The following is a 22,232-nucleotide window of genomic DNA, read 5'->3' on the forward strand; positions in this document are numbered from 1 at the left end:
CTTGGCTGGTGGATCAATCCTGCGGCTTCTTCAGCTTCGGATTGGGGAAGAACTGCACCCCCTGCACTTTCGGGTCCTTGGGCTTTTCCAGGGCGCTGGTGTTGACCCGTGTGGACAGCTCCTTCGGCACCGACTGGCCCTGGGCGTTGAGGGTGTCGGAGTAGCCGCAGGCCACGCATTCGCGGTGCGGTACGCCGTCCACGTCCCACATGAGGATCTTGTCCTGCTCGCTGCAGGCCGGGCAGACGGCCCCGGCAATGAAGCGTTTCTTCACCTCGCTCATCAGGCTGCCTCCTCGGACAGGCCGGAGTGGCGTAGCAGGGCGTCGATCGACGGCTCGCGGCCGCGGAAGGCCACGAACAGCGCCATCGGCTCCTGGGAGCCGCCCTTGGCCAGGATCGCGTCGCGGAAGGCCGCGCCGGTCGCCGGGTTGAGCACGCCTTCTTCCTCGAAGCGGGAGAATGCGTCGGCGGACAGCACTTCGGCCCACTTGTAGCTGTAGTAACCGGCTGCGTAACCGCCGGCGAAGATGTGCGCGAAGCTGTTGGCGAAGCGGTTGTACGCCGGCGGGCGCATCACCGCGACTTCATCGCGGATCGCCTCGATTACGTCGAGCACGCTGCGGCCGTCGCCGTGGGTGGCGTGCAGCTCGAAGTCGAACAGGGAGAACTCCAGCTGGCGGACCATCATCAGGCCGGACTGGAAGTTCTTCGCCGCGAGCATCTTCTCCAGCAGGTCCTGGGGCAGCGGCGCGCCAGTTTCATAGTGACCGGAAATCAGCGCCAGGCCTTCGGGCTCCCAGCACCAGTTCTCCATGAACTGGCTCGGCAGCTCCACCGCGTCCCAGGCCACGCCGTTGATGCCCGAGGCGCCGGCATGTTCGACGCGGGTCAGCAGGTGGTGCAGGCCGTGGCCGAATTCGTGGAACAGCGTGGTGACTTCATCGTGGGTCAGCAGCGCCGGCTTGCCGCCGACCGCCGGGGTGAAGTTGCACACCAGGTAGGCCACCGGTGCCTGCAGCTCGCCAGCGGCGGTGCGGCGACGGTCGCGGGCGCCGTCCATCCAGGCGCCGCCCCGCTTGTTGGCGCGGGCGTAAAGGTCAAAGTAGAAGCGACCGACGTGCTGGCCGTTTTCCTCGATCTCGAACAGGCGCACGTCCGGGTGCCAGCGCTCGAAGTCGGAGAGCTCGCGGATCTGGATGCCGTAGAGCTTCTGCACGATGGCGAACAGGCCGGAGAGCACCTTGTCGATCGGGAAGTATTCGCGCAGCGCTTCCTGGGACACGCTGTAGCGCGCTTCGCGCAGCTTCTCGCCGAAGTAGCTGGCATCCCAGCTGGAGAGGTTCGGGCAACCCTGCTCGGCGGCGTAGGCCTTGAGCTGCGCAAGATCCTGGGCGGCGAAGGGCTTGCTGCGCACGGCCAGGTCGCGGAGGAAGTGCAGGACCTGCTCGGGGGTCTCGGCCATCTTGGTGGCCAGGGACAGCTCGGCGAAGTTCGCAAAGCCCAGCAGGCGCGACAGCTCCTGGCGCAGGTCGAGGATTTCCTGCATCACCGGGCCGTTGTCGTTCTGCCCGGCGTTCGGGCCCTGATCAGAGGCGCGGGTGCAGTACGCGGCGTAGACCTCTTCGCGCAGCGCGCGGTCTTCGGCGTAGGTCATCACCGCGTAGTAGCTGGGGAATTCCAGGCTGATCAGCCAGCCGTCCAGCTCCTTGGCCTGGGCCGCCTGCTGCATCTGCGCCTTGGCGGAGTCGGTCAGGCCGGCCAGCGCGGCTTCGTCGGTGACGTGCTTGGTCCAGGCCTGGGTGGCGTCCAGCAGCTGGTTGGAGAAGCGGCTGCCCAGCTCGGACAGGCGCGTCTGGATCTCGGCATAGCGCTGCTGCTGCTCGGCCGGCAGGTCGATACCCGACAGACGGAAGTCGCGCAGGGCGTGTTCGAGGATGGTCTTCTGGGCGACGTCGAAGTCCTTCGACTCGGTGCTGGCGGCCAGCGACTCGTAGGCCTTGAACAGCTCGCGATTCTGGCCCAGCTCGGTCCAGTAGGCGGACAGCAGTGGCAGGCAACCTTCGTAGGCGTCGCGCAGTTCGGCGCTGTTGCACACCGCATTGAGGTGGCTGACCGGGCTCCAGGCCTTGCCCAGGCGGTCATGCAGTTCGTCCATGGCCAGCACCAGGCCAGCCCAGGTCGGGGTGCCGTTCTGCTGGGCGAGGATGCGCGCGATGGCCGCGCGGTTGTCGGCGAGGATCTGCTCGATGGCCGGCTTCACGTGCTCGGGGCGAATGGACGAGAAGGGCGGCAGGTCGTAGCTCTGCAGGAGAGGATTCGCGCTCACGGTGGCACCTTGGCTGAAGAAACACCCGGCCATCTTAAATACAATCGGCCGTAACCGCAGCCAGAGTAAGACTATCGTGACGATTCGAACCTATCAGGGCAAAACGCCATCCCTCGGCGAGCGCGTCTTCGTCGATGCCAGCGCCGTGGTCATCGGCGACGTGGAGATCGGCGCGGACAGCTCGGTCTGGCCGCTGGTCACCATCCGCGGCGACATGCACCGCATCCGCATCGGCGCGCGCACCAGCGTGCAGGATGGCAGCGTGCTGCACATCACCCACGCCGGCCCCTTCAACCCGGACGGCTTCCCGCTGACCCTCGGCGACGACGTCACCATCGGGCACAAGGTGCTGCTGCACGGTTGCACCATCGGCAGCCGCATCCTGGTGGGCATGGGCTCCATCGTCATGGACGGCGCGGTGATCGAGGACGAGGTGATCCTTGGCGCCGGCAGCCTGGTGCCGCCGGGCAAGACGCTGGAGAGCGGCTTCCTCTATGTCGGCAGCCCGGTGAAGAAGGCGCGCCCGCTGACCGACAAGGAGCGCGCGTTCTTCAGCTACACGGCCGGCAACTACGTGAAGTTGAAGGACCAGCACCTCGCCGAGGGGTACGCGGGCTGATCGGAGCCGCCCTGCCGTGGGCGGTTCGCCCATTTGCCGATGGCCTGATGGCGGATAACGCCTCCCCTGCATCGCGGCCGCTCCGCCGGACGGCCCGCCGCGCCGGACCTCGCGCCCTATACTGAGCCGAGGTGACCGGACGCCAGCGCGTGCCCGGCCGGGTTCAGCAGCGGGCGGCCCGCCACAGCGGCGCCGCCGAGCCGGCGAGCAGCCATGATCAGTCTGTGCTCTCCCTGCACCACCGTTTCGCCCTGGCGGAGCGGCGGTGCCATTGCCCTGCTCCTGCTAGCGCTGAGTGGTTGCGCCCATCACCCCGCGCAGCCGGTCGCTCCCGTCCCCGAGGCCACCTGGCACCAGGTCGACGCCGACATCAGCGCCGCGTCGCTGGCCGCCACGTCCCAGGCCCGCGCCTACGCCGAACAGGCCATGCAGCAGTGGATGGACCTGGTCTACCAGCGCACCGACGAGACCTTCATCCCCTGGTTCTCCAGCTACTGGACCCAGGAATGGCTGAGCATGAAGGTCGCCTGGTACAAGATGGGCTCCCACGGCGACCTCGATCCCACCGTCGACAAGCTCGCCGTCTACCTGCAGGAGCAGTACCGCAAGCAGGTGCTGATTCCGGTGGCGAAACAGGTCGACCCCGACGCGGTGATGGAGCAGGCCACCCGCCATTACATTGAACTGCTGACGGTGGCGGTGAAGGACATTCCGCAGCGCCGCGGCATCCCGCAGAAGGCCTTCGCCGAGCACCTGATGGGCATCCCGGCGATCTCCCTCGGCCCACCCTCCAGTCGTAACGCTTCGCTGTATGAGGTGGTGTATGCCAAGGACATCGGCAAGCTGCCGGCCTTTGCCGCGCTGATGCAGAACATCCGCACGGCGGCGGGCAAGGCGGGCGCCGGCACCCGGGTCAGCGGTGTCTCGCCGGTGGCCCAGCGCACCAGTGCCAAGCTGGTCCACGAACTGCGCAACCGCAGCATCGCCGGCGTGGTGGCGAGCGCGGCGGGCAAGGTCGCCGGCTCGGTGATTTCGGTGGCCTTCACGCTGTTCAGCATGGCCGGCAATGACCACGACCGGCCCGAAGTGGAGACCCAGCTGCGCAAGGAGATCAATGCCGCCTTCGACGAACAGTGGCTGGCGCTCATGCGTGATCCGGACGGCGGGGTGATGTCCGGTGTCGATCACCTTGGCGCCCGTGTGCAGCAGAGCCTGACCGGCCGTCTGGCGCAGCCGGAGGACGAGCAGGACGATTCGTCCACGGTCCGGACCTACGGCGCCGGCGAGGCCGAGCCGGTGAGCGTCAGCGGCGGCTTCCGCGTGCTCAAGCAGGGGCAGGGCGCGGCGCCCTGAGGTGTCGTTCGGCGTTCGGTGCTTCGCGCAGGCGGCCATGCGCAGTATCCTTCCCGCCCGACTTTCGCGGCCGGACGCTGATCCCATGCATTACCAGAACATCCTCTTCGACCTCGACGGTACCCTCACCGACCCGCGCGAGGGCATCACCCGTTCGATCCAGTACGCCCTCGCCCAGTTGGGAATCGACGAGCCCGACCTGCGCCAGCTCGAGCACTTCATCGGCCCGCCGCTGTTGCAGTGTTTCATGAGCACCTATGACTTCGACGAGGCGCGCGCCTGGGAGGCGGTGAACCACTACCGCGTGCGCTTCAAGGACACCGGGCTGTACGAGAACAAGGTGTTCGACGGTGTCGCCGAGCTGCTGCAACTGCTCGGCGGCCAGGGCCGCACGTTGTTCATCTGCACCAGCAAGCCGACGGTGTTCGCGGCGGAAATCGCCCGCCACTTCGGCTTTGCCCGGCACTTCAAGGTGATCTATGGCAGCGAGCTGGACGGTACCCGCACCAACAAGGTCGAGCTGATCGAGCACCTGTTGGGCATCGAACAGCTCGATCCTGCGCAGACCCTGATGATCGGCGACCGCAAGCACGACCTGATCGGTGCGCACCGCAATGGCCTGTCCGCGGCGGGTGTCGGCTATGGCTTCGGCAGCCGCGACGAGCTGATGGCGGAGAACCCGGCCCACTACTTCGCGAGCCTGGACGAGCTGCGCGCGGCGTTTGCCTGACCGCGCAGCACTCGACCTATAGGAGCGGGCCACGCCCGCGACTGGCCGGCGCTCGCTGACGACGTCCGCTCCTGCGCAGTGGTTGCCAGGCTCAGCCGCGCAACCACTCCGCCAGCCGGCCCATCATCTCATCGCACCTGGCCAACTGCTCCAGGCTGACGAACTCGTCCGGCTTGTGGCCCTGGTCCATGCTGCCCGGGCCGCAGACCACGGTGGGGATGCCGGCCTGGTGGAACAGCCCGCCCTCGGTGCCGTAGGCGACGGTGGTGAAATCCCGCGAACCGCTCAGCAACGCGATCAGCTCGGCGGCCTGGGCCTGCTGGTCAGTCACCAATGCCGGATAGGCGGAAATCTCGCTGAAGCGGATGTCCGTCTCGGCCTTCACGGCGCGCATCTTCGGCAGCAGCTCGGTCTCGGCGAAGGCGCGCAGGTCGTCGGCGACCTCTTGCGGGTCGTCGCTGGGCAGCGCGCGTACCTCGAAATCGAACTGGCACTCGGCGGGCACGATGTTCAGTGCGCGACCACCGCTGATCACGCCGGTCTGCACGGTGGAATAGGGCGGGTCGAAGCGCGGGTCATGGCGCTCGGGAGCCGCCAGGCGGGTGCCGATCTCGCCGAGGCGGCCAATCAGCTTCGCCGCGTACTCGATGGCGTTCACGCCCTGGGGCGCATAGGCCGAGTGGCACGGCGCGCCGTGCACCTGGCAGCGCATGGCGAGCTTGCCCTTGTGGCCGAGCACCGGCTTGAGTTCGGTGGGTTCGCCGATGATGCACAGCATCGGCTTGTGCTCGCGGTGCTCCAGCGCGGCGAGCAGCGAGCGCACGCCGAGGCAGCCGACTTCCTCGTCGTAGGAGAAGGCCAGGTGCACCGGCAGGCGCAGCGGCTGGGCGAGGAACGCCGGCACCGCCGCCAGCACGCAGGCGATGTAGCCCTTCATGTCCGCCGTGCCGCGTCCGTAGAGGCGGCCGTCGCGTTCGGTCAGCTCGAACGGCGGGACCGTCCACGGCTGGCCGTCAGTCGGCACCACGTCAGTGTGCCCGGAGAGGCACACGCCGCCGCGATCCTGCGGACCCAGCGTGGCGTAGAGATTGGCCTTGCCACCTTCGGCATCGTGGAACAGCTCGCAGGCGATGCCGAAGCCGGCGAGGTAGTCGCGGATGTAGTGGATCAGCGCCAGGTTGGAGTGGCGGCTGACGGTGTCGAAGGCGATCAGGTCGGCGAGGATTTCACGGCTGGAAGGCATGGTCGGGTCCTGCATGGAAGAGCGCTTTTTGTAGGAGCGAGCTTGCTCGCGAACAGCCTCCGCGGCGGGGGCCAGGTTCGCGAGCAAGCTCGCTCCCACAGATACATGGCGTTACTCGTCGCCCGGCACACCGTAGCTCGGTGCCTTGGTCGGGTCGAGGGCACGGACGAGGTAATCCTCCAACTGCGGCTTGTAGGCCACCCAGAGTTTTTCCAGCTCATCGATTGGCGCTTCGTCCGCCCAGTCCACGCGCAGGTCGACGATTGGCCAGACGAGATCGCCGACCACTTTCAGGGCGGCCGAATGCACCGGGCCGGCTTCGCCACCGGCGGCCATCGCTGCCTGCATTGCGGCGAGCAGGCGCTCGGCCAGGCAGCCGTTGGCGCTTTCGAAGGCCTGGGTCATGGCTTCGATCACCGCGGGGGACGACAGCAGGTTGCCCGCCGCCACGCAGTTTTCGCCGGCCACGGCGTTGTACACGCCCAGCGCTTCGCTGCCGGTGAACAGCGCGACCTTGCCGTGCTGGTCGATCACCGTCACCTGGCGGTATTGGCTGTAGCCGTTGCTGGAGAGTGCCTTGTCCAGCGCCGCGCCCGGCTCCAGGCCGGCTTCGAGCTGGTCGAGGATCTGCGGGCCGAGGGCCGGCAGGGTGATGTTCTGCGTGGCGACCGCGCCGACGCCGGCGCGTACCCAGGGGCAGCGGGCGCCCACGGCGATACTCGAGGAGCTGATGGCGATACCCAGTTGTCCGGTTTCGGCGCAGCGGCCGACGATGGAGAAGGTCATGGTGGCTCCTTGCTTGTTCTGGTAGCTAAAACGACAAAGGGCGATGCGGATAATCCGCATCGCCTGCACGCTTGAAAGCGTCACGAGCGACGGCCAGGCAAGGCGGGGTTGGTCGAGAAAAGCGGAGTTTGCTGTAGCAAATGAGCATTTTCTCGACCGGCCCCAATGCCGCTTGGCCTAGCGCAGTAGCGTTCAGTCCGGAATGACCGCGATGACGTCGATTTCCATCAACCACTGCGGCTGGCCGAGGGCCGACACCACCAGGCCGGTGGAGATCGGGAACACGCCCTTCAGCCACTTGCCGACTTCCTGGTACACCGGCTCGCGGTAGCGCGGGTCGATGAGGTAGGTGGTGGTCTTGACGATGTGCGACAGGTCGCTGCCGGCTTCTTCCAGCAGTTGCTTGACGTTCTTCATCGCCTGTTCGGCCTGGGCACGCGGGTCACCCAGCCCGACCAGATTGCCCTCGAAGTCGGTACCGACCTGGCCGCGTACGTACACGGTGTTGCCGGCGCGAACGGCCTGGCAGAGGTCGTTGTCCAGGGACTGGTTCGGGTAGGTGTCCTTGGTGTTGAACATGCGGATGCGGGTGTGGGTAGGCATCTCTTACTCCCAGGAAGCGGCTTTCGGAACGGAGCCTTCGCGCTGCGAGGCATCCTGATATTCGACATAACGGCGTTGGGTGGCGATGTGGCCGGCCACGTGCTTGGCGTCGTGCCACACGCCCCAGATGAACGAGGAGCCGCGGCGCGACAGCCATGGCAGGCCGACGAAATACACGCCCGGCTCGCGGGACACGCCGCGCTGGTGCTTGGGTTTGCCCTTGTCGTCGAAGGCATCCACCTGCAACCACTTGAAGTCCACGGCGTAGCCGGTGGCCCAGATGATCGCGGTGATGCCGGCCTCGGCCAGGTCCAGCTGCTGGATCGGGTGGCGGATGCACTCGGCGTCCGGGTAGACCTTGCGGGCTTCCGGCTCGAGCGGCAGGTCCAGGCCGTTGCGCTCGATGTAGGCGTCGGCGGCGTCGAGCAGGCCGAGGTAGTTGTCGTCGCCGGCTTTCAGGTTGGCCACCAGGTCGTCCTGGAAGGTCACCTTGCCGTCAGCGAAGGACTTGGTCAGGCCGGTCAGGGTGATGCCCTCGTTGGCCAGACGGCGGAAATCGATGGTCTCGCCACCACGGGCACCGCTCACGGCGATGGTCACGTGCTCGCGGCCGGGTTGCACTTCCTCGGCGTCCCACAGGCCGAGCACGCCCAGCCACCAGACGAAGTCGCGGTTGCGGTAGGAGCGCGGTGGACGGTCATGGGCGCCCACGGAGAGGTAGGTCTTCTTGCCGGCGCGGTTCAGCTCGTCGGCGATCTGCACGCCGGAGGAGCCGGCACCGATCACCAGCACCGCGCCCTCGGGCAGTTGCTGCGGGTTGAAGTATTGGGCCGAGTGGATCTGGTACAGGCCTTCGTCCTTCGGGGCGATGGCCGGGATCACCGGGCGCTGGAACGGCCCGGTGGCGGAGACGATGCGCAGGGCCTGCAGGGTGCCCTCGGAGGTTTCCACGCTGAAGCCGGGGCGGCCTTCGTTGCGGGTGACCTTCTTCACTTCCACGCCGGTGCGGATCGGTGCGTTGAACTGCTTGGCGTAGGCGACGAAGTAGTCGGCTACCTGCTCCTTGGCCGGAAAGTCGTCCGGGCCGACCGGGAATTCCATGTTCGGGAAGCGGTCGTGCCAGGCAGGGCCGTTGGCGACCAGCGAGTCCCAGCGGCCGGTGCGCCAGGCTTCGGCGATGCGGCTCTTTTCCAGCACGATGTGCGGCACGCCCTGCTGGGTCAGGTGCTCGCTCATGGCCACGCCGGCTTGTCCGGCGCCAACGACCAGCGTGTCGATTTCCAGGTTATCAAGCGACTTCTTGCCGAAGGCGCCTGGATTCAGGTCGGTCATGGCTTGCTTCCTCAGACTCTGATCACGTTTGTTCTTGTTGCGGCTTGCGATGAGGTGTTGGCCGCATTCTGTTCAGAGGCTGTGAATAGCGAAATTATGTTTTTTGTAGTCGCAGGCTAGGGAAAAGCTGCACCCACGCAAACCCCGCGGCCCGCGGGCTGCAGGGGAGGGGATATAGGATTTTTGGTGGCTGGGGCGACAAATTGGATAGGCAAAATGTGGCCTGTTCAGTGCGGGCGGCTCTTTTTAGGACCGAGGGGACGCCTAGCCCTTGCTCGCGAACACGCCCCACAGCGGACTCTGTTCGCGAGCAAGCTCGCTCCTACCTATCGATGCCTCGGTCAGCGACTTTCCGCCACCGCCTCGATGAACCGCTCCAGCACCAGGTTCGGCCGGCGGCCCTTGCGGGTCACCACGGTCAGCGGGATGTCGTAGTGGAAGCGCTCCGGCCGCAGTGGGCGCAGGCGGCCCTGGGCGACCCAGTCGGCGGCATAGTGGTCGGGCAGGTAGCCGATGTAGCTACCCGTGAGGATCAGGAAGGCCATGCCCTCGCGGTCCGAGGCGTTGGCACTGCCGCGCAGTTCCTGGTGGCGCTCCTGCGCCTCGGCTGGGATGCGGTAGCTCGGCGCCACCGCGTCGCAGGCATGGATTTCCGGCACGGTAATGCTCGCGTCGTCGCGCTCGAACAGCGGATGTTCCTGGCTGCAGAACAGCAGCGAGCGCTCTTCATAGAGGGCGGAATACTCCAGCCCCGATAGTGGGCTGATGAGCGGCACGACGCCGACATGCAACCGTCCGTCGAGAACCCCGAGCTCGATCTCGTTGGGCGTGGTCATGCCGATGTTGATCCGCACGCCCGGCCCGCTGGCCTTCAGCGCGCGCAGGGCGTGGGTGATGCGCATCTGCGGCAGGGTCACCAGGTTATTGATGATGCCGATGTTCAGCTCGCCGCGCAGGTGCTGGTGCAGCTCGTTGACCTCGGCGCGGAAGCCCTCCAGCGCCGCCAGCAGCGACTGGGTCGCGCGGTACACCTCGCGGCCCTCGTCGGTCAGCGCGAAGCCCGCCCGGCCGCGCTGGCACAGGCGCATCCCCAGGCGCTTTTCCAGGTCGCCCATGTGCAGGCTGATGGCCGAGCGGCTGATGCCCAGCGTGCTCTCGGCGGCCGAGAAGCTGCCGCACTCGACTATGGTTTTGAAGATGCGCAGCAGGCGGATCTCGAAGTCGCTGACCTGGCCCAGGGAAGGCGCTCGTTGTTTCGCCATTTTAGTTTTACCAATCCGAAACTGAACGTGAGAAGAATAAGCTTTAACTCACGTTAAGTCAGGCCCAATCTACGAGCATCGCACCAGGCCCGACGCGGCCTGCGCGCCCAACAAGACTGTCTTCGAGGACAAGCTGCATGAACCAGCAAGTGAACGTCACCCCGTCGGTGGCCAGCGAACTGAACCTGAAGGCCCACTGGATGCCCTTCAGCGCCAACCGCAACTTCCATAAAGATCCGCGCATCATCGTGGCCGCCGAAGGCAGCTGGCTGGTGGACGACAAGGGCCGCAAGATCTACGACAGCCTGTCGGGCCTGTGGACCTGCGGCGCCGGTCACTCGCGCAAGGAAATCGCCGACGCGGTCGCCAAGCAGCTGACCACCCTCGACTACTCCCCGGCGTTCCAGTACGGCCACCCGCTGTCCTTCAAGCTGGCCGAGAAGATCACCCAGCTGACCCCGGCCGGTCTCGACCACGTGTTCTTCACCGGTTCGGGCTCCGAGTGCGCCGACACCTCGATCAAGATGGCCCGCGCCTACTGGCGCCTCAAAGGCCAGGCGCAGAAGACCAAGCTGATCGGCCGCGCCCGTGGCTACCACGGCGTGAACGTCGCCGGCACCGCCCTGGGCGGCATCGGTGGCAACCGCAAGATGTTCGGCCAGCTGATGGACGTCGACCACCTGCCGCACACCCTGCAGCCGGGCATGGCCTTCACCCAGGGCATGGCCGAGACTGGCGGCGTCGAGCTGGCCAACGAACTGCTGAAGCTGATCGAACTGCATGACGCCTCGAACATCGCCGCCGTCATCGTCGAGCCGATGTCCGGTTCCGCCGGGGTCCTGGTACCGCCGAAGGGCTACCTGCAGCGCCTGCGCGAAATCTGCGACCAGCACAACATCCTGCTGATCTTCGACGAAGTGATCACCGCCTTCGGCCGCATGGGCAAGGCCACCGGCGCCGAGTTCTTCGGCGTGAAGCCGGACATCATGAACGTCGCCAAACAGGTCACCAACGGTGCGATTCCGATGGGTGCCGTGATTGCCAGCAGCGAAATCTACGACACCTTCATGGGCCAGAACCTGCCGGAATACGCCGTCGAGTTCGGCCATGGCTACACCTACTCCGCGCACCCGGTCGCCTGCGCCGCCGGCATCGCCGCGCTGGACCTGCTGGAAAAAGAGAACCTGATCCAGCAGTCGCTGGAACTGGCTCCCTACTTCGAGAAGGCCCTGCACGGCCTGAAGGGCGCGAAGAACGTCATCGACATCCGCAACTGCGGCCTGGCCGGCGCGATCCAGATCGGCGCCCGTGACGGCGACGCCATCGTGCGTCCGTTCGAAGCCAGCATGAAGCTGTGGAAAGAAGGCTTCTACGTGCGCTTCGGCGGCGACACCCTGCAGTTTGGCCCGACCTTCAACGCCAAGCCCGAAGACCTGGACCGCCTGTTCAGCGCCGTCGGCGACGCCCTCAATGGGGTGGCGTAAGTGAGCGAGCGTCCGAAGGCCGTCCCGACGGTACAGATCGACAACGACAAGGTCCTGGTCACCGAGTGGCGCTTCGCCCCCGGTGCCGAGACCGGCTGGCACCGCCACGGCATGGAATACGTCGTGGTCCCGGTGACCAACGGCGAACTGCTGCTTGAGACCCCCGAGGGCGAGCGGCGCGCGCCGCTGGTCCTGGGTGCGAGCTACACCCGCCAGATCGGTACCGAACATAACGTGATCAACCCTTGCGATCACGAAGTGGCCTTCATCGAGATCGAGCTCAAGAGCGACGACCACCCGCACAGCCACTGAGCGCGCGGGCACGCGAGAAGGCATGCCGGCGGATGTCACCGTAGAGTGGCCTTCCCGGCGAGCCTCGACGCTCGACCCGTGCACCGTACAAATCCCCTCTCCCTTCAGGGAGAGGGCTAGGGAGAGGGGGCTCTTGAGAGAGCCCGCCCCCACACTTTCAGCGAGAAGAGACTTCCCATGACCACCGTCAAGCACCTGATCGGCGGCGAGATGATCGCCGACACCGGCCGCACCGCCGACGTTTTCAACCCGTCCACCGGCGAAGCCATCCGCAAGGTCCCGCTGGCCAGCCGCGAAACCGTGCAGCAGGCCATCGACGCCGCCAAGGCCGCCTTCCCGGCCTGGCGCAACACCCCGCCGGCCAAGCGCGCCCAGGTGCTGTTCCGCTTCAAGCAACTGCTCGAAGCCAACGAAGCGCGCATCAGCCAGCTGATCAGCGAAGAACACGGCAAGACCCTGGAAGACGCTGCCGGTGAACTCAAGCGCGGCATCGAGAACGTCGAGTACGCCAGCGCCGCCCCGGAAATCCTGAAGGGCGAATACAGCCGCAACGTCGGCCCGAACATCGACGCCTGGAGCGACTTCCAGCCGATCGGCGTGGTCGCCGGCATCACCCCGTTCAACTTCCCGGCCATGGTGCCGCTGTGGATGTACCCGCTGGCCATCGCCTGCGGCAACACCTTCATCCTCAAGCCGTCCGAGCGTGACCCGAGCTCTACCCTGCTGATCGCCGAACTGTTCGAAGAAGCCGGCCTGCCCAAGGGCGTGCTGAACGTGGTGCACGGCGACAAGACCGCTGTGGACGCGCTGATCGAGGCTCCGGAAGTCAAAGCCCTGAGCTTTGTCGGCTCGACCCCGATCGCCGAGTACATCTATTCCGAAGGCACCAAGCGCGGCAAGCGCGTGCAGGCCCTGGGCGGCGCCAAGAACCACGCGGTGCTGATGCCCGACTGCGACCTGGACAACGCCGTCAGCGCCCTGATGGGTGCGGCCTACGGCTCCTGCGGTGAGCGCTGCATGGCCATCTCCGTCGCCGTGTGCGTGGGCGACCAGATCGGCGACGCGCTGGTCGAGAAGATCGTTCCGCAGATCAAGGCCCTGAAAATCGGCGCCGGCACCTCCTGCGGCCTCGACATGGGCCCGCTGGTCACCGGCGCTGCCCAGCAGAAAGTCACCGGCTACATCGACGCCGGCGTCGAACAGGGCGCGCAGCTGCTGGTCGACGGCCGCAACTACAAGGTTGCCGGCCACGAGAACGGCTTCTTCGTCGGTGGCACCCTGTTCGACAAGGTGACCCCGGACATGACCATCTACCAGGAAGAGATCTTCGGCCCGGTGCTGTGCATCGTGCGTGTGAACAGCCTGGAAGAAGCCATGCAGCTGATCAACGACCACGAATACGGCAACGGCACCTGCATCTTCACCCGCGACGGTGAAGCGGCCCGCCTGTTCTGCGACGAGATCGAAGTCGGCATGGTCGGCGTCAACGTACCGCTGCCGGTACCGGTGGCCTACCACAGCTTCGGCGGCTGGAAGCGTTCGCTGTTCGGCGACCTGCACGCCTACGGCCCGGATGGCGTGCGCTTCTACACCAAGCGCAAGGCCATTACCCAGCGCTGGCCGCAGCGCAAGTCGCACGAAGCGGCGCAGTTCGCCTTCCCCAGCAATGGCTGAGGGTGAATAGCTAACAAAAAAGGCCGGTCAGTTGACCGGCCTTTTTTGTTTTCAGGTGAGCGAAGGCGGCGTGTGCAAACTGCCTCGCCTGTGCCGGACCCGGCGATCAGCCCAGGTGCTTCTTCAGGTAGATGCGCTGATGCCCCGGCGGGCAGTCTTCGAGGACGCCCATGCGTTCGAAGCCCTGTTTCTCGTAGAAGCCGGGAGCCTGGAAGCTGTAGGTGTAGAGGAACAGGCCGACACAGCCGCGGCGGCGGGCTTCGTCTTCGGCCAGGGCGATGAGCTGGCTGCCCAGGCCGCTGCCGCGCTGGTCGTCCTGCAGCCAGAGGTAGTCGATGTAGAGCCAGCCCATGCCGGATTGGCCGAACATGCCGCCGACTACTTCGCCGTCGTTGCTGCGGGCGTAGAGCTCGAAGTCGTCGTAGGTGTTGCTGCGGCCCATCTGCCCCAGGTTGTAGGCGAGCAGGCCCTTGACCACGACGTCGCGTGCCTGTGGGTCGATGCCGAGGGTGAAATCGAATTGGCTGTGCATGGTGCCCTCCGGATTGGCGAAGGCGACCAGTCTAGGGAGATGCCGCCGCGATGGGTAGGCGCCTTTGGTAGCGGCGGGTACGGCGGTGCGCAAATGCAGGGGCCTCCAGCTGCGCCCTGCGTTCAGATTTCCTCTTTCCGGGAGGTCCTTATCAGTTCCAGCGTGGTATCGCGAAAGCGCAGGTAGCGATAGGCGCCGTTGCTGGGGCCGTACATCCAGGTTTCCAGTTGTGGGCCGCCGGGAATGATCTTGCCGTCCTGCCCGCGCCGCGGCGGGGTCGGCGGGACAATGTCGCGTTTGACCGGTTCACCGCACTTGGCGAGCACCTCGTCCATCGGATCGCCCTCGTTGATCAGGCTGGTGCCGCAGCGCAGGGTGCCGGCGTGTGCGGTGCCGGCGGCCAGGGTCAGGAGGAGGGCGATCAGCCAGGGGCGCATGGGGCGTCTCCGTTGCGGGTTTGCCGCGCAGTCTAACGCCCGGCGATCGGCCCGTTCATTGCGCTGGTGCAGTATCAGCGCGCGGGGCCGACGTTGCGCACGTACAGGTCCTTGCCACCGGTGCCACTGGTGCCCCGTGCCTGCAGCTCGAAGCGCTTGGGATGTCCCTTGATCAGGTCGCTGAGCTTCTTGAAGCCATACAAGCGTGGGTCGAACGCGGGCTGCAGCTTGCTGATGTTCTGTCCCAGGGCGCCGAGTTGCACCCAGTCATCATCGTCGCCATCGATGTCGTCGAGCACCTTGGCGATGAAGTCCAGCGGGACCTTCTGCGATTTGGTCTTGCTGGCAGGCCTTGGCGTTTCCGTGGTGCTGGGGGCGACGGACTTATCGGTGGTCTGCACAGGGTCTGCGACGGGCTCTGGCGCGGCGCGCAGGATCTCGGTGTAGATGAACTTGTCGCACGCGGAGACGAACGGCTTGGGCGTCTTCTCCTCGCCGAAGCCGTAGACGGTCAGGCCCTCTTCACGCAGGCGTGCGGCCAGTCGGGTGAAGTCGCTGTCGCTGGAGACCAGGCAGAAACCGTCGAAGCGCCGGGTGTAGAGCAGGTCCATGGCGTCGATGATCAACGCGCTGTCGGTGGCGTTCTTGCCACTGGTGTAGGCGAACTGCTGCATGGGCTGGATGGAGTGGTCCAGCAGGACCTGCTTCCACTTGCCCAGGTTGGGCTTGGTCCAGTCGCCGTAGATGCGCTTGACGCTGGCGACGCCGTACTTGGCGATCTCCTCGAACAACCCTTCGACGATGGCGGCGGGGGCGTTGTCGGCGTCGATCAGGACGGCGAGGTGCTTCTGCTGGCGGGGGACTGGGGGCTTGGTGGCCATGCTGCATCCTTTGCATGTGGTCCATGGACCTTAATCGGGTTCGCCCCGGGATGCCAACCGGGTGGAGCGTCCGTGTGCCCTGCGCCGGCTTACGCCTGCGCGAACTCGCACTTGTCGCGCCCGCTGCGCTTGGCGTCCAGCAGGGCGGCGTCGGCGCGGCTGAGGGTCTGGGAGTAGCTCTCGCCCGGATGGTGTTCGGCGACGCCGAAGCTGGCGGTGACGGACAGGGCGTTGGTGCCCACGCGTACGGCGAGGCAGCGGATGTCGTTGCGCACACGCTCGATGATGGCGGCGGCGTCGGCCAGGCGGGTGTCGGGCAGAATCAGCAGGAATTCCTCGCCGCCCCAGCGGCCGCAGAGATCGTACTGGCGCAGGGCGGACTCCATGGCGCGGCCGATTTCCACCAGCACGCGGTCGCCCACTTCGTGACCCCAGGTGTCGTTGACCTGCTTGAAGCGGTCGACGTCGAGCATGGCCAGCACGTAGGACTCGCCGTGACGCTGGGCGCGCTCGCTTTCCTCGCGCAGGCGCTCCATCAGCAGGCGGCGGTTGGCGATGCCGGTGAGGGTGTCGTGGGTCGAGGCTTCCTTCAGCGCGACGTTGAGGTCACGCATCATGTCCTGGTAGCGGTCGGAGATGCGCGCGACCTTTTCCAGCTGGCGCAGTTGCTTGTGGTAGCGCTCGGACAGCGTGCTGTTCTGCTGCCGGGCCATGGACTGGAAACCGTCGGAAATCCGCGCGATGCGCTCCAGGCGCGCGAGCTGGTCGAGGGATTGCTGGTGCTTCTGGTACAGGGCCTCGCGCAGGGGATGCCCTTCGTACTGGGGGTCGGCCAGCAGCTCTTCGATCAGCAGGTCCAGCTCGCGCTCGCTAGTCATGGCCGTTACTCGTCGTAGGCTTGGATGACGAACGGGAAGGTACAGTCCTCGCGGAATTCCTCGGCCAGTTCGGCGACGCGCTCGTTGCGGCGGTCGTAGTGCCACGCCACGCGGGTGGTGCGGCCCTGGCCGTGGGCTTCTTCGAGCAGGTCGAAGATGTCCATCATGGCCTTGATCGAGCTGGTGTTGAGGTACAGCAGGCGCAGGTCGAGTTCCAGCGGACGCTGCTCCTGGGTGAGGAAACGTTCGACCCACTCGATGACCTGGCCGAACAGCTCATAGGAGTTCTCCGGGTAGGAGTCGCCCTGCATCGCGAGGATGCCGGCCTGCCAGTCGCCATGGATCTGTGGGGTTGATTGGGTTCCGGTGACGTTGAGATCGCTCATGTCGGGTCTTCCTGAATTTCGCAGTTCAGATCACGGCGCGCAGGCTGAAGAAGGCGCGGCCGTCGGGTTGTTCGGTGAGGGAGGTCTTGAGCGGCGCGCTGGATTTGCGGGCGATGTCCAGCAGGCCAAGACCTGCGCCGGTGGAGGCTTCGGCGTCGCGCGGGCGGCGCAGCTGTTCCTTGTAGGCGGCCTTGAGCTGGGCCTTGTCGAGCCCGGCGATGGCGTCGATGCTGCGCACCAGGCCCTGGCCGTCGGCCAGTTCCACCAGGTTGCCGGCGGAGACCACGTAGTGGCCTTCGTCATCGCGGGCAATCGCCACGGTGGCCGAGGCCTCCTGGTCGTTGTAGCCGCGCAGGCTGGCGTAGTGGCGGATGTTCTGGGTCATCTCGATGTAGACGGCGAACACGTCCATCGCTTCGCTGGGGTGCGCCTGTTCGGCCTGCATGTAGTTGCGCAGCGCGTGACCGATTTCCTCGATCAGGCTGCGCGAGATGGGCCCGTTGAAGCAGAGCAATATGCGTTGCCGGGTGTAGCTTTCGCGCATGGCCAACAGATCTAGCGATTCCATGGATTAACCCCTAGTCGAAGCGGAAAGAGAGAATGGTGATGTCGTCGCGCTGCGGCTGCTCGCCCTGGTACTGGGCGAGGGTAGCGGCGAACACGTCGGCCTGTTCGGCCAGCGGTCGGCGCGCGTGGTTGCGCAGCAGGTCGGCGAATCGGCTGTTGCCGAAGCCGAAGCCATGCTCGCCGCCGGCCTGGTCGAGGAAGCCGTCGGTGCACAGGTAATAGGTCCAACCGGCTTCCATCGGGATTTCCACATCCTGGTAGTCGCCCTGGCGCTTGTCGCCGATGGCGCGGCGTGCGCCCTTGTACTCGCGCACGTCGTTGCCGTCGCTGGCGAACAGGGAAATCTTCGCCCCGGAGAAGTGCAGCAGCTTGCGCTGGTGATCGACCCGCACCAGACCGGCGTCCATGTTGGTGGCCAGCGAGTGGGTGAACTCTTCCTGGCCGAGCATGCCGCGCATCACATGGTCGGTCTCGCGCAGGATGGCCGCCGGGTCATGGCTCTTCACGCTGTCGATGGCGTGGTCGATGGCGGCCAGGGCGAGCATGGTCATCAGCGCACCGGGCACGCCGTGGCCGGCGCAGTCGACGACACCGATCAGGCTGTCCACCGGGCCTTCGCGGTAGATGTAGAAGTCGCCGCCCACCACGTCGCGCGGCTTCCACAGGACGAAATGGTGCTCGCCCAGGGACGCCTGCAGCTGGCGATCCGGGAGGATGGCGCGCTGGATCAGGCTGGCGTAGTCGATGGAGTCGCCGATCTTCTTCTGCGCGGCGGCCATCTCGCGGTTGGCTGCTTCCAGGGCCTGGGTGCGCTGCTGGACCTTGTCTTCCAGTTCCTCGGTGTGTCGGCGGACCTGGTCGGCCATGCTGGCGAAGGCGCTGGACAGCTCGCCGATCTCATCCGGGCGGGTACGCGGCAGCGGGCTGTCGTACTGCCCGGCGGCAATCGCCTTGGCCGACTGCTTGAGGCCGCGCAGCGGGCGCAGCACCAGCAGGTCGACGGTGTAGGCGAAGCCGATCAGCAGGATCGCCAGCAGCCCGGCGAGGGTGCCCACCAGCGGCCAGATCCAGCGGCTGTCGAGCACCTGGGCGGCGTGCAGGTCGATGGCGCTGAGCACGTGCCAGCGCAGTTGCGGGATGTAGGCGGTGGCGATGAGCTGTTCCTTGCCGTCGATGGTGCCCCACAGGGTTTCCACTTCGCCGGGATTGGCCTCGGCCTGGCGCAGGGTCTGGCGCAGGGCGGTGCGTTCCTGGTCATTGGCCAGCAGGTCGTAGACGTGGTGCTTGGCCTGCCCGCTGGAGCCCGAGGAGTAGGCGATCAGGCGGGTGTCCGGGTGCGCCTGGATGGCGCCGTCGGGGTCGACGATCATTGGCGTCACCCCGGCTTCGCGGCGCGAGATGAACTGGTCGAGGAATTCGGTGAGGTCCAGGCCGCCACCGGCCAGGCCGACTTTCTCGTTGCCGGCGCGCACCACCATGTTGAACCAGACCTTGGTGACTTTCAGCTTGGCGTCGTAGTTGACATTGATGTTGTAGGTCTCATCGCGAGCCAGCGTATCGAAGTACCAGCGGTCCTGCGGGTCGGTGTCGCTGAGGGTATAGCGCGGGGAGTTGGAGAGCGGCGAGCTGGAGTCGTTGAAGTAGTAGTGGCGCGAGGAGTCCACTACGACGAAGTAGGAGTAGTTGTGCTGGTCGGCGCGGAAGCCTTCGGCCTCGCGGAAGAACAGCGCACGGCGCGCTGGATCGTTCTCGGCCAGCAGCCAGTCCTGCGTCACCACGGACTCGGCCAGGCGCCGCGAGAGCGCCAGTTCGCGGATCACCGGCGCAATGATCTTCTGCTGGTTGAGCAGCGTGAAGTTTCTCGCGAAGGCGAGGCCGAAATGCGTGCGGATGTCTTCCATGGCTTTCCAGCCCAGCATGACTGCCGGTACCAGCGCCAGGAGACAGGCGATGAGCAATGCCACCACCGATTTGCCGCGCAACCCCCATCTTGCCGCCATGGCTATCTTGATTCCCCGTGTCGCCCGCCGTGTGCCGGTCTTTTGGCGAAAGCTCAATTGTGCATTTTGTATACGGGCACAATCAAACCAAATTGATATCGGATCGCCATAATATTGGCGCCGGTCAATTGGCCTGAGTCTAGACGCTGTGCGAAAAGTCGCTCGGTGCCGCCGGAGGAGTCCTGCAGAACTAGACGCGGTTACCGCTTCCGCTCTGGCGCGCCTGCTGCAGGAGCGAGCCGGCGATGCGTTCCAGTGGCAGGACTTCCTTGGCTGCACCCAGGTCCACGGCCTCGCGGGGCATGCCGTAGACCACGCAGGTGGCCTCGTCCTGGGCCACTGTGTGGCCGCCGGCCTGGCGGATCGCCTGCAAGCCACGGGCCCCATCCTTGCCCATGCCGGTGAGCAGTGCGGCGATGAGGTTGCGCCCGGCGCAGCGGGCGAGGGAATTGAACATGACGTCCACAGCCGGGCGATGGCCGTTCACCGCCGCCTCGCGGTGCAGCCGCACGACATAGTTGGCGCCGCTGCGCTGCACTTCCATGTGGTAGTCGCCGGGGGCGAGCAATACGTGGCCGGGGAGGATACGGTCGCCATCGCGGGCTTCGCGCACGGACAGGCGCGTCTGGCGGTCCAGGCGGTCGGCGTAGGACTTGGTGAAGCCCGGCGGCATGTGCAGGGTGACCACGGTGCCGGGGCAGTCCGGTGGCAGGCCCTGGAGGACTTCCTTGATCGCCTCGGTGCCGCCGGTGGAGGCGCCGATGGCGAAGATCTTTTCGGTACTCAGCAGCGGCGCGTTGCTGGTTGCCGGTATGCCGGTCGAGGCGGCCGGACGGGCGCGCGGCAGACGAGCGCGGGCAGCGGTCTTGAGCTTGGCGCAGATTTCCTCGGCGTAGGCCTGCATGCCTTCGGCGATCCCCAGCCGCGGCTTGGCGATGAAGTCGATGGCGCCCAGCTCCAGCGCGCGCAGGGTCGCCTCGGAGCCCTTTTCGGTGAGTGAGGAGATCATCAGCACCGGGGTCGGCCGTCCCTTCATCAGCTTGTCGAGGAAGGTCAGGCCGTCCATGCGCGGCATTTCCACGTCGAGGGTGATGACATCCGGCGAATGCTGCTTGATCAGGTCGCGGGCGACGAAGGCGTCGGGCGCGGCGCCCACCAGCTGCAGCTCTGGGTCGTTCTGGATGATGTCCTTGAGCAGGCTGCGGATCAGCGCCGAGTCGTCGACGATCAGGACCTTGACTGTCATCGCTCGTCCCTCCTTTCAGAACAGGTCGATGCTCCCGCCACGCTCCCGGCGGGACAGTTGCTGGCAGTACTGCCGCTCGCGCTGCAGCACGGTGTCGTTGGCCAGGGTGCGCAACTTGCGCACCAGCACACGGCCACTGCCGGGAAAGAAATAGACCTTGCGCGGATAGACGTCGAGCAGGTCCTGGGCTGCCAGCGGGATGCCCTCGTTCTCCAGGTACTGCAGGACGAACTCGACGTTGCGCTGGCCGACGTCGGCGCTGAGGTTCTTCAGCACCGAACCGCCGCCAAACACCTTGGCCTCGAAATACCGGCGCTGGGCACCCCGGCGCATCAGGCCGTTGATCAGCAGGTCCATGGCGTGCACGCCGTAGCGCCCGGAATTGGACAGCAGGCCCTGCACGCCGGTGTCGCCGGGCAGCATGAAGTGGTTCATGCCGCCCAGGCCGCTGCTGCGGTCGCGCAGGCACACCGAGACGCAGGAGCCGAGCACGGTGACCAGCATCACCGGGTCGGCGGTGACGTAGCACTCGCCCGGCAACAGTTTCACCGCGTCCATGCCGAAGCGCGGGTCGTAATAGCGATTGGGCTGGTCCAGGGCTGCGCCCATCAAGGACTCCCCACGGCCTGGTAGGTCGTGCGGCCCACCGAGCGCACCAGGTGGCTGGCGTGGACGAAATTCTCCGAGTGCCCGGCGAAGAACAGCCCGCCGGATCGCAGCAGACGCACCATGCGTTCGAGCAGGCGGGTCTGGGTCGGCTTGTCGAAATAGATCATCACGTTGCGACAGAAGATCGCGTCCAGGCCACCGGCAATGCCCCAGTCGCGGTCGAGCAGGTTGATCTGCCGGTAGTCGATCATCTGCCGCAGTTCGCGCACCACCCGCGCCTTGCCGGCATTGCCGCCGGTGCCGCGGAGGAAGAAGCGCTTCTTCTGCGCCGGGCTCAGCGCCTCGAGGCGTTCCAGCGGGTAGATGCCCTGGCGCGCCTGGCCGAGCACGCCGGTGTCGATGTCCGAGGCGATCAGTTCGATGGGTGGGGCGAAGCTGCCCAGCGCGTCCACCAGGGTCATGGCCATGGAGTAGGGTTCCTCGCCGGTGCTCGAGGCGGTGGACCAGAAACGCAGTGGCTGGTGGTCGCGCAACTGATCGGCGGCGAAGCGGCCGAGGTGATCGAAGTGGTGCTTCTCGCGGAAGAAGGCGGTGAGGTTGGTGGTCAGTGCGTTGACGAACTGCTGCCACTCCTCCTCGTGGTGCTCCAGGTAGGCGAAGTACTCGGCGAAGCTGCCCAGGCGCAGACTGCGCAGGCGTCGCGAGAGGCGGCTGTAGACCAGTTGCTGCTTGTTCTCCGAGAGGCTGATGCCGGCGTGCCGGTACAGGCGCTCACGCACCTGCTGGAAGTCCCGGCGGGTGTAGTGGAATTCGTGCTCGGGGGCGGGCAGGTTGATCGACATCGGGTTGTCTCGGTGGTGAGCGGGTTGCGTGCGGATCAGACGTATGGGCCATGCCCGCGCTCCGTATCGTGCCGGACTGTCGCGGGCATGGCCCGCTCCTACAGGATCACTGTGTGCGGTGGTATCGC

The 22,232-nt window shown here is 66.2% G+C and carries 23 protein-coding genes; 6 read left to right on the forward strand and 17 right to left on the reverse strand.

Annotation, left to right across the window (positions count from 1 at the left end; all coding sequences use genetic code 11):
- Positions 1-13 precede the first annotated feature (13 nt).
- Both AC1ZV1_RS00545 and prlC read right to left on the reverse strand, forming a co-directional pair.
- Positions 14-283: a YheV family putative zinc ribbon protein gene (locus tag AC1ZV1_RS00545; RefSeq protein WP_448678539.1), complete on the reverse strand. Its 270-nt coding sequence runs from the start codon at positions 281-283 to the stop codon at positions 14-16.
- Positions 283-2,328: an oligopeptidase A gene (gene prlC / locus AC1ZV1_RS00550; protein ID WP_484295062.1), complete on the reverse strand. Its 2,046-nt coding sequence runs from the start codon at positions 2,326-2,328 to the stop codon at positions 283-285. The genes AC1ZV1_RS00545 and prlC overlap by 1 nt, the downstream gene beginning before the upstream one ends.
- A gap of 76 nt (positions 2,329-2,404) precedes the next feature.
- Between prlC and AC1ZV1_RS00555 the strand changes: the two genes are divergently transcribed.
- From AC1ZV1_RS00555 to AC1ZV1_RS00565, 3 genes are all read left to right on the forward strand, one after another.
- Complete coding sequence (locus tag AC1ZV1_RS00555) at positions 2,405-2,947, forward strand: gamma carbonic anhydrase family protein (RefSeq protein WP_484295063.1); 543 nt, start codon at positions 2,405-2,407, stop codon at positions 2,945-2,947.
- A gap of 213 nt (positions 2,948-3,160) precedes the next feature.
- A complete protein-coding gene (locus AC1ZV1_RS00560) occupies positions 3,161-4,300 on the forward strand; it encodes a hypothetical protein (RefSeq protein ID WP_484295064.1) in 1,140 nt (379 codons plus the stop codon).
- Positions 4,301-4,385: 85 nt separating this feature from the next.
- Positions 4,386-5,030 carry an HAD family hydrolase gene (locus AC1ZV1_RS00565; protein ID WP_484295065.1) on the forward strand — a complete coding sequence of 215 codons (645 nt, stop codon included), beginning with the start codon at positions 4,386-4,388 and terminating at the stop codon, positions 5,028-5,030.
- 91 nt (positions 5,031-5,121) lie between these two features.
- Here AC1ZV1_RS00565 and argE read toward each other — a convergent pair whose 3' ends face one another.
- The 5 genes from argE to AC1ZV1_RS00590 form a co-directional block, all read right to left on the reverse strand.
- The gene (argE, locus tag AC1ZV1_RS00570; protein WP_484295066.1) at positions 5,122-6,273 is read right to left on the reverse strand and encodes an acetylornithine deacetylase; all 1,152 of its coding nucleotides are present in this window, start codon (positions 6,271-6,273) and stop codon (positions 5,122-5,124) included.
- A gap of 111 nt (positions 6,274-6,384) precedes the next feature.
- Positions 6,385-7,059: a DUF1028 domain-containing protein gene (locus AC1ZV1_RS00575; protein WP_138519939.1), complete on the reverse strand. Its 675-nt coding sequence runs from the start codon at positions 7,057-7,059 to the stop codon at positions 6,385-6,387.
- 192 nt (positions 7,060-7,251) lie between these two features.
- The gene (locus tag AC1ZV1_RS00580) at positions 7,252-7,662 is read right to left on the reverse strand and encodes a RidA family protein (protein WP_259758411.1); all 411 of its coding nucleotides are present in this window, start codon (positions 7,660-7,662) and stop codon (positions 7,252-7,254) included.
- 3 nt (positions 7,663-7,665) lie between these two features.
- Entirely contained in the window at positions 7,666-8,994 is a 1,329-nt protein-coding gene (locus AC1ZV1_RS00585; RefSeq protein ID WP_484295067.1) for a flavin-containing monooxygenase, read from the reverse strand.
- A 341-nt stretch (positions 8,995-9,335) separates the two neighbouring features.
- Positions 9,336-10,256, reverse strand: a complete 921-nt coding sequence (locus tag AC1ZV1_RS00590) for a LysR family transcriptional regulator (protein ID WP_484295068.1) — start codon at positions 10,254-10,256, stop codon at positions 9,336-9,338.
- A 137-nt stretch (positions 10,257-10,393) separates the two neighbouring features.
- On the opposite strand from AC1ZV1_RS00590, the gene aptA reads away from it, so the two are divergent.
- From aptA to AC1ZV1_RS00605, 3 genes are all read left to right on the forward strand, one after another.
- Positions 10,394-11,740 carry an omega-aminotransferase AptA gene (aptA, locus tag AC1ZV1_RS00595; RefSeq protein ID WP_484295069.1) on the forward strand — a complete coding sequence of 449 codons (1,347 nt, stop codon included), beginning with the start codon at positions 10,394-10,396 and terminating at the stop codon, positions 11,738-11,740.
- The gene (locus AC1ZV1_RS00600; protein WP_054910633.1) at positions 11,741-12,052 is read left to right on the forward strand and encodes a cupin domain-containing protein; all 312 of its coding nucleotides are present in this window, start codon (positions 11,741-11,743) and stop codon (positions 12,050-12,052) included.
- A gap of 177 nt (positions 12,053-12,229) precedes the next feature.
- Positions 12,230-13,726: a CoA-acylating methylmalonate-semialdehyde dehydrogenase gene (locus AC1ZV1_RS00605; RefSeq protein ID WP_024766243.1), complete on the forward strand. Its 1,497-nt coding sequence runs from the start codon at positions 12,230-12,232 to the stop codon at positions 13,724-13,726.
- 106 nt (positions 13,727-13,832) lie between these two features.
- Here AC1ZV1_RS00605 and AC1ZV1_RS00610 read toward each other — a convergent pair whose 3' ends face one another.
- From AC1ZV1_RS00610 to AC1ZV1_RS00655, 10 genes are all read right to left on the reverse strand, one after another.
- A complete protein-coding gene (locus tag AC1ZV1_RS00610; protein ID WP_484295070.1) occupies positions 13,833-14,258 on the reverse strand; it encodes a GNAT family N-acetyltransferase in 426 nt (141 codons plus the stop codon).
- Between the two features lie 122 nt (positions 14,259-14,380).
- A complete protein-coding gene (locus AC1ZV1_RS00615) occupies positions 14,381-14,695 on the reverse strand; it encodes a DUF2845 domain-containing protein (RefSeq protein WP_484295071.1) in 315 nt (104 codons plus the stop codon).
- Between the two features lie 74 nt (positions 14,696-14,769).
- The gene (locus tag AC1ZV1_RS00620; protein WP_484295072.1) at positions 14,770-15,576 is read right to left on the reverse strand and encodes an NYN domain-containing protein; all 807 of its coding nucleotides are present in this window, start codon (positions 15,574-15,576) and stop codon (positions 14,770-14,772) included.
- Between the two features lie 89 nt (positions 15,577-15,665).
- Positions 15,666-16,454, reverse strand: a complete 789-nt coding sequence (gene siaD / locus AC1ZV1_RS00625) for a biofilm regulation diguanylate cyclase SiaD (RefSeq protein WP_484295073.1) — start codon at positions 16,452-16,454, stop codon at positions 15,666-15,668.
- Positions 16,455-16,459: 5 nt separating this feature from the next.
- The gene (gene siaC, locus AC1ZV1_RS00630; RefSeq protein ID WP_484295074.1) at positions 16,460-16,840 is read right to left on the reverse strand and encodes a biofilm regulation phosphoprotein SiaC; all 381 of its coding nucleotides are present in this window, start codon (positions 16,838-16,840) and stop codon (positions 16,460-16,462) included.
- A 25-nt stretch (positions 16,841-16,865) separates the two neighbouring features.
- The gene (gene siaB / locus AC1ZV1_RS00635) at positions 16,866-17,408 is read right to left on the reverse strand and encodes a biofilm regulation protein kinase SiaB (protein ID WP_484295075.1); all 543 of its coding nucleotides are present in this window, start codon (positions 17,406-17,408) and stop codon (positions 16,866-16,868) included.
- Between the two features lie 10 nt (positions 17,409-17,418).
- Positions 17,419-19,407, reverse strand: coding sequence for a biofilm regulation protein phosphatase SiaA (siaA, locus tag AC1ZV1_RS00640; RefSeq protein WP_484295076.1), 1,989 nt, complete (start codon positions 19,405-19,407; stop codon positions 17,419-17,421).
- A gap of 190 nt (positions 19,408-19,597) precedes the next feature.
- Entirely contained in the window at positions 19,598-20,653 is a 1,056-nt protein-coding gene (locus AC1ZV1_RS00645) for a protein-glutamate methylesterase/protein-glutamine glutaminase (RefSeq protein ID WP_484295077.1), read from the reverse strand.
- Between the two features lie 15 nt (positions 20,654-20,668).
- Positions 20,669-21,262 (reverse strand): chemoreceptor glutamine deamidase CheD, encoded by a 594-nt coding sequence (gene cheD / locus AC1ZV1_RS00650; protein ID WP_484295078.1) that lies wholly within the window; start codon positions 21,260-21,262, stop codon positions 20,669-20,671.
- Complete coding sequence (locus tag AC1ZV1_RS00655) at positions 21,262-22,104, reverse strand: CheR family methyltransferase (RefSeq protein WP_484295079.1); 843 nt, start codon at positions 22,102-22,104, stop codon at positions 21,262-21,264. The genes cheD and AC1ZV1_RS00655 overlap by 1 nt, the downstream gene beginning before the upstream one ends.
- Positions 22,105-22,232: the final 128 nt, after the last annotated feature.

This window comes from Pseudomonas sp. BB438 (genome assembly GCF_057180225.1).